Here is a 14,301-nt window from a genome sequence, read left to right on the forward strand (position 1 = left end):
CCATGAAACCGCCGACGGCAAGCGCCTGCTCGTCATCCATGGCGACCAGTTCGACACCGTCGTCCACAATCAGCGCTGGCTCGCCTATCTCGGCGATCACGCCTATGATGCGGCGATGATCGTCAACCGCGTGGTGACGCGGCTGCGCCAATTGCTCGGCCTGCCTTACTGGTCGTTCTCGTCCTGGGCCAAGGTCAAGGTCAAGAAGGCGGTCAACTTCATCGGCTCGTTCCAGACCGTGCTGACCGAGGAAGCCCGCCGGTCACATGTCGACGGCGTCATTTGCGGTCATATCCATCATGCCGCGATCGAGAATTTCGATGACGTGCGCTACATCAACACCGGCGACTGGGTGGAAAGCTGCACGGCTGTGGTCGAGCATTTCGATGGCCGGATGGAAATCCTGACCTGGGCGCAGGTGCTGCCGGAGGCGTTTGACGAGCCTTTCATCCCGATGCTCATCGACGATCGGGTAGGGCAGGCGGCCTGACTCAAAGGCCGCGACGACTTTAAGCGTCAATCGATTGGTCCAGCCGGTTTCGCCCGGTTTTCCGCCATGTTAAGGGATCGATCCACGTCGTCGGCTGATCGAGCGCGGCGTAATTGGATCGATTCATGCCCCTGCCGCCGCTTTCGCCAGAACAGCTCGTCAAGCCGCGCCATTTCGAACTGCGCATGAGCCTGATCTTCGGCACCTTGTTCATCTCGCTCGGTACGCATCTGCCCTATTTCCCGCTCTGGCTGCAGGCCAAGGGATTTCACGCCGAGCAGATCGCCGTCATCCTAGCCGCGCCAATGTTCCTGCGCGTGGTGACCACGCCACTGCTGACGACGCTCGCCGATCGGGCGAGGGACCGCGCCAATGTCTATGTTGCGCTGGTGGCAGCCTCCCTGCTGCTCTCGGCGGGTTATTTCCTCACGCCGACCTACGCGATGGTGCTGGCTGTGTCGCTGGCGCTCACCGTCGTCTGGACGCCGCATTCGCCGATCGCCGATTCGCTGGCGCTTTCGGGCGTGCGCCGCTTCGGCTCGAACTATGCAAGTATGCGCAAATGGGGATCGATCTGTTATCTCTGCGCCAATGTCGCGGGCGGCTTCATCCTGGCGGCCACCGGACCTCAAGCCGTTCCGGTGATAATCGTCCTGGCGCTCGGCGCGGCGCTCGTCGCCGGGCTGCTGGCGCCGCGCATGGGGCGCCCGCGCAAGGCTTCGCCGTTGTCGGCCGCGGAGATCCAGCACGCGGCCCCCAGCCTGTTCAATGCCTATTTCCTCTACTTCACCTTCGGTGTCGGTATCATTACCGCCAGCCACGCCTTCCTTTACGGTTTTGTTTCCATCTACTGGAAATCGATCGGCATCAGCGATTCCGTTGTCGGCCTGCTGTGGGCATGGGGCGTGGTGTCCGAAGTCTGCATGTTTCTGTTTTTCAACCGCATTTTCGCTTCCGTGTCGGTCGTCAAGGTGATGGTGATCGCCGCCGTCGGCTCCATCGTGCGCTGGATCATATTTCCACTGGTCTGGCCGCTCGGGCTCGGCGTCGCCGGCTTCTTCGCCGTGCAGTCACTGCACTCGGTGTCTGTTGCCATGGTGCTCATCGGCCTGCAGAGAATGATCGCCGAGACTGTCTCCGAGGAGCGCACGGGTGCGGCGCAAGGCATCGCCTATTTCTTCAACGGCTTCTTCATGGCCGCCGTTACGCTGGCTTCCGGCCCGCTCTATGACCGTCTCGGCGTCGATGGTTTCCTGGTGATGATCCCGATCGCGATCGCCGGCCTGGTGCTGATCGGGCTTGCCTCGCGCTCAGCCCCAAAGCGCCCGATCCGGGGGGGAGACGAGCGATCCCTGGTAGACGAGACCCGGCAGACGGTCGCGGGCAAGTAGCAGCGGACCGTCAAGGTCGACGAAATCGGCGTCCTGGGCCAGCAGCACCGCCGGCGCCATCGCAAGCGACGTGCCGACCATGCAGCCGACCATGATGCCGAAACCGAGCTCGCGGGCGCGGTCGCGCAGCATGAGCGCCGCCGTCAGTCCGCCGGACTTGTCGAGCTTGATGTTGACGGCATCGTAGAGGCCGACCAGCGTTTCCAGGTCCTTCGCCTCATGCACGCTTTCGTCGGCGCAGATCGGCAGCGGATGGGCGATGTGGCGCAGGATCTGGTCATGGCCAGCGGGCAGGGGCTGTTCGATCAACGCAATGCCTCGCTCGGCCGCGAAAGCGAGGTTCGCGACGATGTTGTCGTCGGTCCAGCCCTCGTTGGCATCGAGGATAATTCGGCTCCGAGGCGCAGCTTCCGTCACGGCGCGAATCCTGGCCATGTCGTTGTCGCCGCCGATCTTGACCTTCAGCAGCGGCCGGCCGGCATTGGCGCGGGCCTGTGCCGCCATCGCTTCGGCTTCGCCGAGCGACAGTGTGTAGGCGGTTTCCAGTGCACGCACCGGCCCCGGCCAGATTTCGTTTGCCACCGGCTTGCCGCTGATCTTGGCTTCAAGGTCCCACAGCGCGCAGTCCACGGCGTTGCGGCCGGCTCCCGCCGGCATGGCGTCGAGCAAAGCAGTCCGATCGATGCCATCGGCGATCCGCTCCCGCATGGCCTCAATCGCGGCGTGTACGCCGTCCATGGTTTCCCCATAGCGCTTGTAGGGAACGCACTCGCCGCGCCCGCTATGACCATCCTGGCTGATCGTGCATGTGATGACCTCGGCCTCGGTCTTGGAGCCGCGCGAAATGGTGAAGGTGCCGGCGATTGGAAAACGCTCGGCCTCAACCGAAATGACACGCGCCATATTTTTCTGCTCCGGCTGTGCCAGAAGGGTTGTCGGCAAATCGACAAGGTTGGACCCATCAGGCTAAACAGGACGTCATGTTGACCATCGGCAAGCGCGACGCAAGCGGCACCACCGCCTCGGAGGCTGACCACCAACCGCGCGTCGCGGTCGGCGAGGAAGGTGGCGTGCTCGGCTGCGCGTTCTCCGGAATCTGGACGACACGGGCTGTGGCGCTGATCGACGCCGACATGCGCAAGATCGAGAAACGAAACGGTTTCAAGACTTTGGTGCTCGATCTTTCGAAAATCGAGAAGATCGATACCGCCGGCGCCTGGTTAATCGACCGGCTGGTCAGCGCCTTCGAGAAGAAGAATGTCGAGGTCCGACTGCAAGGCCAAAGCGAGATCGCCGCCATCCTGCTCGACGCGGTCGGCGAGGCTGTCCGGCGTGAACCCGAATCGGGCCCGGCGCGGCCGCCCAATATCGTCATTCGCGCCCTCGAGGCGGTTGGCCGGCGCGTCTACGAGATGCGTGACGATTTCCTCGCCTCGATGAATATTCTGGGCGCCACCATCCGCGGCGCGCAGATGAAGCTCGGCCGTGGCCATGCCGTCAACCCGGCGGCGATCTTCAACCAGATCGACCGCATGGGCGTCGGCGCCATTCCCGTGGTGGTGCTGATGTCGGCGATCGTCGGCGCCATCGTTGCCCAGCAAGGCGCCTACCAGCTCAGCTATTTCGGCGCCGACATCTTCGTCGTCGACCTCGTCGGCGTGCTGATCCTGCGCGAACTCGGCGTGCTGATGACGGCAATCATGATCGCCGGCCGCTCCGGCAGCGCGATCACCGCCGAGATCGGCTCGATGAAGATGCGCGAGGAGGTCGACGCGCTGAAGGTCATCGGTCTCAATCCGATCGGCGTCCTGGTCTTTCCGCGGCTGGTCGCGCTGGTGATCGCCTTGCCGTGCCTGMCGATCATCGCCAATTTCGCCGCACTCGGCGGCGGCATTGTCGCGGCTTGGCTCTMCTCGGATATCCCGCCCGCCGCATTCATCGACCGCCTGCGTGTCGCCATTGATCTCAGCACGATTTTCGCCGGGCTGATCAAGGCGCCGTTCATGGCCATGATCATCGGTACGATTGCTTCGGTCGAAGGCATGAAGGTCGGCGGCAGCGCCGAATCGCTCGGCCAGCACGTGACTGCCTCCGTGGTGAAGTCGATCTTCGTCGTCATCATCCTCGATGGGCTTTTCGCCATGTTCTATGCAGCGATCGCGTTCTGACACAATGGCGAAGGGCAACGGCATCAAGACGGAGGAAAAGGACGAGAACGAGATCGTCCTTTCGGTGCACGACGTCACCGTTGCCATTGAGGACAAGCTGATCCTCGACAAGCTTTCGCTCGACATCAAGCGCGGCGAGATCCTGGGGTTCGTCGGCGCTTCAGGCGCCGGCAAGTCCGTCCTGTTGCGCACCATTCTCGGGCTGATGCCCAAGCAGTCCGGAACGATCAAGCTGTTCGGTGTCGACGTCGACAAGGCAAGCGATAGCGAGCGCCTGCGCATCGACATGCGGCTTGGCGTGCTGTTCCAGCATGGCGCGCTGTTTTCGGCGCTGACCGTGCAGGAGAATGTGCAGGTGCCGATGCGCGAATATCTCGACCTGCCAAGGAAGCTGATGGACGAGCTGGCGCTGCTCAAGATCGAGCTGGTCGGGCTGCCGCCGGACGCGGCGCAGAAATTCCCGTCAGAACTTTCCGGCGGCATGATCAAGCGCGCAGCACTCGCGCGCGCCCTGGCGCTCGATCCGGATATCGTCTTTCTAGACGAGCCGACGTCCGGCCTCGATCCCATCAGTGCCGCCGAGTTCGACGAACTCGTCGTCAAGCTGCGCGACACCATGGATCTGACCGTCTATATGGTCACGCACGACCTCGATACGCTGTTTACCGCTTGTGACCACGTGGCGGTGCTCGGCAAGAAGAAAGTATTGGTGGAAGGCACCATCGACGACATGCTGAAGAGCGAGGAACCGTGGGTGAAATCCTATTTCCGCGGAAAACGCGCCCGCCAACTTGATCTTGCCGCACGTGCATAGCCATAAGTGAAATAATGGAAACCAGAGCCAACTACGTCATTGTCGGCATTTTTACGCTGGTTGCGATCCTGGCGGCGTTCGGCTTCGTCTACTGGACGGCGGCGATCGGTGACAGGGGCGAGACGACGCTGCTGCGCGTGCGCATCCCTGGCTCGGCCTCCGGTCTGGGTCGCGGCAGCTTCGTGCTGTTCAACGGCGTCAAGGTCGGTGACGTCAAGCGCGTCTATATCGACGTCGACAATCCGACTGTCGCCATCGCCGACACCGAGATCGATCGGATGACGCCGATCACCAAGTCGACGCAAGCCGATATCGGGCTTGCCGGGCTGACCGGGCAGGCCAATATCGAGCTCAAGGGCGCCGATCCCAAGGAAGTGAAACTCCTCGATCAGGCCGAGAAGGAAGGCAAGGTCGCCGAGATCGTCGCCAACCCTTCCGCCGTGACCAATCTGCTGCAGACGGCGCAGAACATCTTCACTCGTGCCGACAAGGTGCTGTCGGAACTCGAGGGCTTCACCAGAGATGTTCGCGGGCCGCTGACGCAGACTGTCCAGAACGTCCAGACATTCTCCGATGCGCTGGCCAAGAATTCCGACGGCATCGACAAGTTCCTCTCCAGCGTCAGCGCGCTGTCCGACGAACTGAAGGGCGTGTCCGGCAAGCTCGACGGCACGCTGAAAGCGGCGGAGGGCCTGCTCAATGCCGTCGACAGGGACAAGATCAAGAGCATCGTCGCCAATGTCGACGCGGTGACCGCGAACCTCAAGCAGACCTCGCAGCAGCTCGACGGCGTGATCAAGAATGTCGACAAGGCGGTCGGGTCCGTCGATGATTTCGCCAAGCAGACGCAAGGCACGCTGGCCAAGGTCGACGGCGTGCTCGACGGTGTCGACCCGGCGCAGGTGCGTACGGCTCTGGCCAACATCCAGAAGGCCAGCGAAAACGCCAACAAGGCCGCCGCCGACATTGCAATGGTAACCGACAAGTTCGCCAACCGCGCCGACGACATCGACCAGACGATCAAGGACGCCAAGCAATTGGCGCAGCGGCTCAATGATGCCTCGGTGCGCGTCGACGGCATCCTTGCCAAGGTCGACACCTTGCTCGGCTCGGGGCAGGCCGACGGCGTGATGGCCGACGCCCGGGATACTCTGAAGTCGTTCAAGCAGGTTGCCGACACGCTGAATGCGCGGCTTGGCGTCATCACCGACAATCTCGCGCGCTTCTCGGGCCAGGGCCTGTCGAATGTCGAGGCGCTGGTGCAGGACAGCCGCCGCTCGATTACCCGCATCGAGGAGGCAGTCACGGATCTCAGCCGCAATCCGCAGCGCATTCTTTCGGGTGGCGATGGCGAGGTTCGGCAATTCGACGGCAGGGCGCGGCGTTGACTTCGGCGTCGGCGCGCCCCAAGAACATGAGCTGCGGATGCGGGTTGATCTTACGATCCGGGGACAACGGGGATCGCGCGTGAAGTCGGTGTGGGTGAGAACAGGTGGATTGGCACCGGCTGCGGCGCTGCTTGCGCTGTCGCTTGCCGGCTGTGCTGTACTGGGCGGCAAGCCTGCGCCGCTCGACACATTCGAGCTTTCGGCGCCCTCGGTTGACGCTCATGGCCATAGCCGCAAGCAAATTCTGATCGCCCAGCCCTCGGCGCTCAAGGCGCTGGACAGCCAGAACATCGTCATCAAACCTTCCGACCGCTCGATCCAGTATCTGAAGGGTGCGCAATGGGCCGACCGCCTGCCGCTGATCGTGCAGGCGCGGCTGGCGGAGACCTTCCAGCGTTCCGGCAGCTTTGCCGGCGTCGGCAAGCCGGGCGAGGGCCTGGCGATCGACTACCAGGTGATCGTCGAGATCCGTTCCTTCGAAGTGAGTGTCGATGGTGGCGAACATGCCGCGGTCGACCTGTTCGTGCGCTTGCTCAACGATCGCAACGGCGAGGTGCGCGCCTCCAAGAGCTTCACCGCGTCCGCGCCTGTTTCGGGCAGCGGCAATCCTGGCTATGTCAAGGCGCTCGACAGTGCCTTCGGCGATGCCGCCAAGCAGATCGTTCGCTGGACGGATTCGGTGATCTGAGCGGAATCCGGCCAGACGCTCAAGCTACAGGCGCTCGAAGGCTTCCGGCCGCAGCCTTCTGGTCTTCATCAGATACTGCAGCGTGTAGGTCACGGACAACGCGTCGCCGAGCGCGTCATGTCCCTGCAATGGCGGGTGTTCGACGCCATAATAGTCCGCGAGCTTGTTGCTCGGCGTCCGCGCCAGATCCCCGATCGGCATCCCGGCAGCGATCAGCAGCTTGACGGCGTTGTCGAACCGGGTGGCAGGGATGGACGGCTGAATACCGGCGACATAGCAACTGATGGCCATCATGTTCAGTTCGTCCTTGCCCCAGGACCAGAACCGCGCACCGTCGGAAAAGCGATCGACCCCGGCAAGTGCTTCTGCCAGGGCAACGCCTTCGGTCTCGATGTCGTCTGGCGTGATCCCGGTCAGTTGGGTGAAGAACGGGTCGAGTTCGTATCTCCGACCAAACCGGTCGATCGGCCTGATATAGGCCTTGTGCGTGGCGAGCAGCGGAAAGTCGTCTTCGAGACCAAGCCTGACCGCGCCGATCTGCGCGATGACCGGGTCGGGATCGTGAGCCGCGCACCAGAACCGACGTTGCGACCCCTCAAGGCAGAGAAATTCGCAGTCGAATATGATTGCCGTCCTCACGGTGAGCACCCTTTTAGCGAGGGTCAGGCAGCGGGTTTCGCTTGTGGTCTTCGCGCTACCCCGAAATCGGATCTTACGCTGCGGGCCCATCCGCGCATCCATCAGCCCGTGGCGCCGGTGTGAATGGTTCAGCGCGACGGAGCCAGGCAGGCGGGACCGTGGCCCCGCCTGTTCAATTCCTGGCTAGTGCAACCTCCCGCTGGCGTGGGCCAGCATGGTGTAGACCTTGCCGGTGTCCGAGGTCAGGTAGGTCTGCGCCATGATGTTGTCGCGGTCGTTGCGCGAGACGTCCTTGAGCAGTTTTTCGAAGTCGTCGCAGTACCGGTCGACGGCGGCGCGGAATTCGGCCTCTCCCTGATACTTGCGGCGGATTTCGTCGAACGTCTGCTGGCCCTTCAGCGTGTAGAGCCGGCGCGTGAACACGTCCCGCTCGCCGCGCCGATAGCGGTTCCACAACTCGATCGAAGCATCGTGGTCGATGGCCCGTGCGATGTCGACGGACAGTGAGTTCAGCGATTCCACGACATGCAGCGGCGAGCGCTGGGCAGGGGCCGGGCGCGGCGCTTCCACGGGCGCCGAGGGTGCTGCCGCCGGCCTGAGATCCGCATCGTTCGACGCCGCTGTCAGGAGGTCGCGCACCCAGCCGCCCTGTGGCGTGCGGGCCCCGGCGTCCGGACGCTGGCGCGGCTCGGCCGGACGCTCGAGATCGAGCGTGCCGCGCAGCGCCGTGCCGCCCATCGGCGCCGGGGGCGTGCGAAGCTCCGGCTGCGGTGCCGGCGCGCGACGCGGCGGTTCGGCAGGGCGTGCTGCCGGCGCCTGCGGTGCCGGGCGCAGATTGCGTGGATCCGAGGTGTCCCCGCCGCCGCGACCGGACTTCGCGACGATGTCGGAGAGCTCCTTCAGGGCATTGATCTGCTCGGAGACGGCGCGGCGGATCGCAGAGGTCGATTCCTTTGCCTCTTCCGGCATCTCGATGACGCCTTTCTTGAGCTCGGCGCGGGTGAGATCGAGTTCGCTCTTGATGGAGGTCGCGGTGCGCCGCATCTCCTCGGTCGCGTCGGCGAAGCGCTTGGTGGCGGAATCGACCACGTCGGTGATGGCGTTGCGGATCTTGTCGGCCGACTCCATGGTCTTGCCTTCGGCGTTCTGCAGCGTCTGGCCGACGAGGTTTTCGAACGAGCGCATGACCCTTTCGAGATCTTCCGACTTCTTGACCAGGCCGACCGCGAGGTCTTCGAGCGACGACTGCCTTTCCAGCGTGTGCTCGAGGTTGCTCTGGGCCGAGCCCAACAGGTCCGAGGCGCTGGCCAGCAGGCGGCTGTGTTCATCGAACTTGGTGGCGATCGAAGCCACTTCGCGCAAGGTCGACGATGATAGTTCCGTCAGCCTTGTGGTGTTCGAATCGACCAGGCGCGCCGAGCTGGCAAAGGTCTGCGCCGCCTTTTCGGTTGTCGCCGCGAAGCTCTGCGTGCTGCCGGTCAGGCGTTCGTCGACCTGACCAAGATTGACCGCGGCCTGCTCGATCAGCTGACCGAGCTGCGAGCTGGACTTGGTCATGCGGCCGATGAGATCGGCAACACTATCGGACAGCGACGAGCGGGCGCCTTCGACCGCCGACAGAGTCTCCGCGGTGCGGTTGGCGAGCGCGTTGACCAGGGCGGCATTTTCGCTGCGCAGCTTCTCGGTGGCGCGTTCGGTGACCTCTTCCATGCTCTTTTGCAGTTCCGAGCCGCCCTGGGCGAAGCGCTCGACCAAAGGCCGTGCGGTTTCGTCGAGGATCTTCGACATCTCGGCAGACCGCGCCGCGAGCATGGTGTTGAGTTCGCGGGTATTGGCGCCGATCGTCTTGGCGGCATCGTTGGTGCTCTGGCCGATATGCTGGCCAACAGCAGTGAAGGTCTCGGCGATCACATTGGCGCGCGAAACGAGCTGTGCCTCGGCGCTCGACACCTGCTCGTTGAGCCTCTGGCCAATTGTTTCGGTGGTGTGGGCGAGGCGGTTCTCGACGCTGGCGATCTGCTCCTCGACACGGGCGGCCGCGGCCGCCGCGGTCGACGCAAGACGCTCGTCGGCGCCGGCGAGTGCCTGCTCGATTTCGCGGGCATGCACTGCCAGTTCCTGGCCGGTCTGGCGCGCACGGTCGGCGACCTTCTGCTCGGTGCTGGCGAAAGCCCCGACGATGGTCTGCGCATGCTCGCCGATCGTCGAAGAGCTGTCGGCGATGCGCGAAACCAGGCGTTGGTCGGCCTCGTCGAAGATGCGGCCGATCTCGGACGCACGGCTGGACAGAGCATCCGAGCCTTCGGCGATGCGCGAGACCAGTTGCTGATCGGCGGCATCGAAGATGCGGCCAAGGTCGGTTGCGCGGGCGGCGAGTGCCTCGGCGGATTCGCCGATGCGCATGCCAAGCCGCTGGTCGGCGCTTTCGAAGTTGCGCAAGATGTCGCCGGCGCGGGCGGCCAGCGATTGTGCCGTCTCGACGGCGCGAGCGACCAGTTTCTGGTCGGCGGCGTCGAAGGTGCCGGCAATCTCGCTTGCACGGGCCGCCAGATGATCCGCGGTATCCTGGGCCCGGGCAGCCAGCTGGTCGGCTGTTTCCTGGGCGCGGGCGGCGAGCTTCTGGTCCGCCAGTTCGAAAGTGCCGGCAATCTCGCCGGCGCGGGCGGCCAGCTGATCGGCGGTTTCGTGGGCACGGGCCAGCAGCGAGCTGGAGGTGTCGTCGGCGCGGGCGAGCAATGCGTTGGATGTGTCTTCCGCACGGGCGTGGAGCCGACGGTCGGCTTCCTCGAAGGTCCGGGCGATGTCTTCGGCCCGCGCCAAAAGCGCTGCGGACGTCTGTTCGGCGCGCTCGGCGATCTTGCGGTCGGCATCGCTGAAGGCTGCACCGGCCTGCTCATGCAGCACGCTGGTGACTTCCAGGACCTTTTCGCGCAAGGCGCCGGCGACGAAGACCGCGCTCCTCTCGAGCACGCTGCGGACATTGTCGACGCCGTTCGAGAGCGCGCGCTCCATGGTCCCTGCGCGTTCCTCGATGATCCCGGTCTGACGGCTGAACGCCTGCTCGATCTTCTCCACATCGGCGGCGATCGCGGCCGAAATGTCGGTGCTTCTGGCAGCGATCTGGTCGATGTGGCCGGACAGCGAGCGGTCGACGTCCTTGCGGGTCTCGGCGAGCTTGCCGAGATCGTCTTCCAGCGCGCGGCTCAGCATGTTGCGGCCTTCGGCCAGCTTGTCGACATGGCTGGCGATGACGCCGTCGATATCGCCGCGGCTTTCGCTCAGTTTCTGCAGGTCGGCCTCGAGGGCGCGCTTGAGAATGTCGCGGCCTTCGGCCAGTTTCTCCACCTGGCCGGCCACCAGCCCGTCGATGCTGGAGCGGCTTTCGGCCAGCTTGGCGAGATCGGCTTCGAGGGCTCGTTTGAGAACGTCGCGCCCTTCGGCCAGTTTCTCCACCTGACCGGCGACTAGGCCGTCGATGCTCGAACGACTCTCGGCCAGCTTGGCAAGGTCGTCCTCGAGCGCCCTGGACAGGGTCGAGCGCTCGTGGACTAGCCCGTCGGCGTGGCTGCTGACCAGGCTGCTGACGCTTTCCAGGTCGGCTTCCAGCGCCTTCGACAGCGTCGAACGGTCCTGGACGAGTCGCTCGGCATGGCTGTTGACCAAGCTGTTGACGTTGTCGAGGTCGGCTTCCAGCGCCTTCGACAGGGTCGAACGATCCTCGACGAGCCGCTCGGAATGGCTGCTGACCAGGCCGGTGACGCTTTCGAGATCGGCTTCGAGCGCCCTGGCGAACTGGGCGCGGTCGTCGACCAGCTTCTGCGACTGGTCGGCAACGGTGTTCTTGATGGTGTTGAGGTCGGCTTCGAGGGCGCGCTTGAGAATGTCGCGGCCTTCGGCCAGCTTCTCGACCTGGCCAGCGACCAGCCCGTCGATGCTGGAGCGGCTGTCGGCCAGCTTGGCGAGGTCGTCCTCGAGAGCCTTCGACAATGTCGAACGATCCTGAACGAGCCTGTTCATGTGGTCGGCGATGACGCTGTTCACATTCTGCAAGTCGGCTTCGAGGACCCGCGAAAGCTCGCCGCGATCCTCGGCCAGCCTGTCCGACTGGCTCGATATGACACCCTTGATGGTGTTGAGGTCGGCTTCGAGGGCGCGCTTGAGAATGTCGCGGCCCTCCGCCAGCTTCTCGACCTGACCGGCGACGAGGCCGTCAATGCTCGAGCGGCTTTCGGCCAGCTTGGCAAGATCGGCTTCCAGCGTCTGCGACAGCAGGCTGCGGTCGTTGGCGAGTTTGACCGAATGATCGTCAAGCAAGCCCCTGATGCCAGAAAGGTCGTCCTCGAGCGAGCGGCCGAGTTGGCTGCGGTCTTCCACGAGCTTTGCCGAATGCGCCTCGATCAGGCCCTTGATGCCGGCAATATCGTTTTCCAAGGCCTTGGCGAGTACCGCACGACCTTCGGCGATCTTCTCGACCTGACCGGCGACCAGCCCGTCAATGCTGGCGCGACTGTCGGACAGTTTGCCGAGGTCGGCTTCCAGGGCGCGCGACAGGATGTTGCGGCCTTCGGCGAGTTTTCCGACATGACCGGCAACCATTTCATCAATGATCGTACGGGCTTGCACGAGTTTTCCGGAGTCTTCGTTGAGAGCCAGCGAAAGTCGGTTGCGGCCTTCTTCCAGTCTTTCGAGGTGGCTGCCGAGCGACGCGTCGATCGCCGCGCGCGATTCGTTGACCTTGCGCAGATCCTCTTCGAGGGCGCGCGCGATCAGGCTGCGGCCTTCGGCCAGCTTCTGCACCTGGTTGGTCACCGCGGCATCGATGCCGTCGCGGCTTTCGGCGAATTTCTCCAGGTCCGCCTGCATGGCGGCAGCCATGCGCTCGCGGCTTTCGGACAGCTTGCGGCTGTGGTTTTCGACGGCTTCCTCGATTCCGACACGGGCGTCGGCCAGCCGCTGGATGTCGCTATCGAAGGAACGCGAGACGACATGACGCGCCGCTTCCATGCGACCGGCAAAGTCGCTGGCGCGAGCCTCCAGCATGCTCGATGTCGAGGTGACGATGTCGGCCATGTCGGCGCCGATCTGGGTCTTGCCCTGATCGATCATCGCGGCCAGCGTATCCTTGCTCTCGGCGAAGGTGTGGGCAATTTCGCGGGCGCGCTCCACCAGCGTCTCGTTGATCTGGCGGGCGCGGGCCTCCAGCGCAGCGTTGAGCTTCTGCGTGCCGGTGTCCAGCGCTTCGGCGCGGGTCTGGAATTCGCTGATCAGGGCCTGGCCGCGTTCGGCCAGTGTACGCTCGATGCCGTTGAGGCTGGCTTCGAATTCCGAATTGAGGGTGCGCGCGGCGCCGCCGAGCAGCGAAACCATGCCGGTGGTGCGATCGTCGAGCAGATCGGTCAGCGACCGGGTCAGGCCGTCCGTCGTATCCGTCAGCTTGGCGATGCGCGTGTCAAGCAGGCTGGCGAAGGCCTCGCCGGAGGTCGAAAGCTTGTCGGTGATGGTGTCGAGCCGGCCCTCCACCGAATCGAAGATCGACATCGAGCTTTCATTGATGCGGTCGATGAGCGTGTCGCCGGAATTGGTGATCGTCATCGACAGCTTGGTCGACGCATTGAGGATGGAGTCGCGGATGATGTCGCTGGCGGAACCGATTTCATCCCTGAGCGTCTCATGCGCGCCGGCGATCGAGGCACGGACACGCTCGGCATGGGTGACGACCGCCTCGCGCTCGCTGCCAAGCCCGTCGACGAGCGAACGGATGCGGGTTTCGTTTTCCGAATAGGAGCGCTCGATCTGGTTGACTTCGCTGTGGACGAGCGTTTCCAGCTCCACGGCGCGGGCCAGCGTGCGTTCGATGCCTTCGCCCATGGCCGCCACCTCGCGGCGAACGGCCTGGCCGATCATCATGACGCGATCCTGCGCCATGTTTTCCGGCTCGGTCAGGCGGAAGGCCACTTCCGTCATCGACTGGGCGGCAATGCGCATGTCCTGGGCGCGGCGAATCATGGCGGCGAAGGCCCAGAACAGGATGATCGGCACGATCGCCGCGACGGCGAGGCCAATCAGCTCGGGACGGGCAAGGAACTGGTCGAGGGTGCGGATCCTCCAGATGCCAGGTCCGAACAGAAGGTTGGCGAGCCCCCCGGCACCGGCGATCCAGGCGAGCGAGACAAAGGCGACAATCCAGTAGACGGTGTTGGAGGCACGTCTGTTGAGGCCGTGCAGGAGGGTCTTGTAATCTTTCTGACGATCGTCGTTGGCCGGCGCGAAGCCCGTGGGCTGCGTGCCATTGCCATTGCCGTTACGTGTCTCCACGGGGCGCAGTTCGACCGGCTTGGCTTTGGGCGCGGGACTCGCGGGCTGATTGGCAATGGGGGCCTGGCTGGCGGCAGGTGCCGGCTTCTGGTTGCGTCCCTCGCGTGCCAGCTCGTCGGCGGCCTGGGATATCTGCGCTTCCAGATCTTCCATCGAAGCCGCGATATCCAGATCGCCGCTGCCGATGTCGCCGCCGAGGTCGAGATCGAGCGCTTTTTCCAGTTCCCTGGCCACGTCGCTGTCGAGATTTCTCGTCGTCGTCGTTGGTTTCTTTGCCATGCCTTCGCTACCCTGTACTAGCTGCCGCGGGGCTTATAATTGTCTTTGTCGTACCCCCGCGCAGGAGGCTGAAAATGGACCTTCGTATCGTAATGACACAGGGGGGTAAAGAAAACATGCATTCCGCGG

Annotated in this window: 9 protein-coding genes; 6 read left to right on the plus strand and 3 right to left on the minus strand. The window is 64.1% G+C overall.

Annotated features, from left to right (window positions below; translation table 11 throughout):
• The coding region (locus C1D09_RS01725; protein WP_143972694.1) for a UDP-2,3-diacylglucosamine diphosphatase at nucleotides 1-490 on the plus strand (490 nt) is incomplete at its 5' end.
• 125 nt (nucleotides 491-615) lie between these two features.
• A complete protein-coding gene (locus tag C1D09_RS01730) occupies nucleotides 616-1,881 on the plus strand; it encodes an MFS transporter (RefSeq protein ID WP_143972695.1) in 1,266 nt (421 codons plus the stop codon).
• Here the strand turns inward: C1D09_RS01730 and dgcA are convergent.
• Entirely contained in the window at nucleotides 1,801-2,784 is a 984-nt protein-coding gene (dgcA, locus tag C1D09_RS01735) for an N-acetyl-D-Glu racemase DgcA (RefSeq protein ID WP_143972696.1), read from the minus strand. The genes C1D09_RS01730 and dgcA overlap by 81 nt on opposite strands.
• Before the next feature lie 77 nt (nucleotides 2,785-2,861).
• On the opposite strand from dgcA, the gene C1D09_RS01740 reads away from it, so the two are divergent.
• From C1D09_RS01740 to C1D09_RS01755, 4 genes are read left to right on the plus strand one after another with little or no spacing between them, the layout of a single operon-like run.
• Nucleotides 2,862-4,049: an ABC transporter permease gene (locus C1D09_RS01740; protein ID WP_143972697.1), complete on the plus strand. Its 1,188-nt coding sequence runs from the start codon at nucleotides 2,862-2,864 to the stop codon at nucleotides 4,047-4,049.
• Nucleotides 4,050-4,053: 4 nt separating this feature from the next.
• On the plus strand, nucleotides 4,054-4,863 hold the full coding sequence (locus C1D09_RS01745; protein ID WP_143972698.1) for an ABC transporter ATP-binding protein: 810 nt from the start codon (nucleotides 4,054-4,056) through the stop codon (nucleotides 4,861-4,863).
• 14 nt (nucleotides 4,864-4,877) lie between these two features.
• A complete protein-coding gene (locus C1D09_RS01750) occupies nucleotides 4,878-6,251 on the plus strand; it encodes an MlaD family protein (RefSeq protein WP_143972699.1) in 1,374 nt (457 codons plus the stop codon).
• A gap of 37 nt (nucleotides 6,252-6,288) precedes the next feature.
• Complete coding sequence (locus C1D09_RS01755; protein WP_208760335.1) at nucleotides 6,289-6,939, plus strand: ABC-type transport auxiliary lipoprotein family protein; 651 nt, start codon at nucleotides 6,289-6,291, stop codon at nucleotides 6,937-6,939.
• A gap of 24 nt (nucleotides 6,940-6,963) precedes the next feature.
• Here C1D09_RS01755 and C1D09_RS01760 read toward each other — a convergent pair whose 3' ends face one another.
• Together C1D09_RS01760 and C1D09_RS01765 are read right to left on the minus strand one after the other, a co-directional pair.
• Nucleotides 6,964-7,578 carry a 3'-5' exonuclease gene (locus C1D09_RS01760; protein ID WP_143972702.1) on the minus strand — a complete coding sequence of 205 codons (615 nt, stop codon included), beginning with the start codon at nucleotides 7,576-7,578 and terminating at the stop codon, nucleotides 6,964-6,966.
• Between the two features lie 183 nt (nucleotides 7,579-7,761).
• Complete coding sequence (locus C1D09_RS01765; protein WP_143972701.1) at nucleotides 7,762-14,172, minus strand: kinesin; 6,411 nt, start codon at nucleotides 14,170-14,172, stop codon at nucleotides 7,762-7,764.
• Nucleotides 14,173-14,301 lie beyond the last annotated feature (129 nt).

The organism is Mesorhizobium intechi (assembly GCF_002879535.1).
GTDB classification, from domain to species: domain Bacteria; phylum Pseudomonadota; class Alphaproteobacteria; order Rhizobiales; family Rhizobiaceae; genus Mesorhizobium; species Mesorhizobium intechi.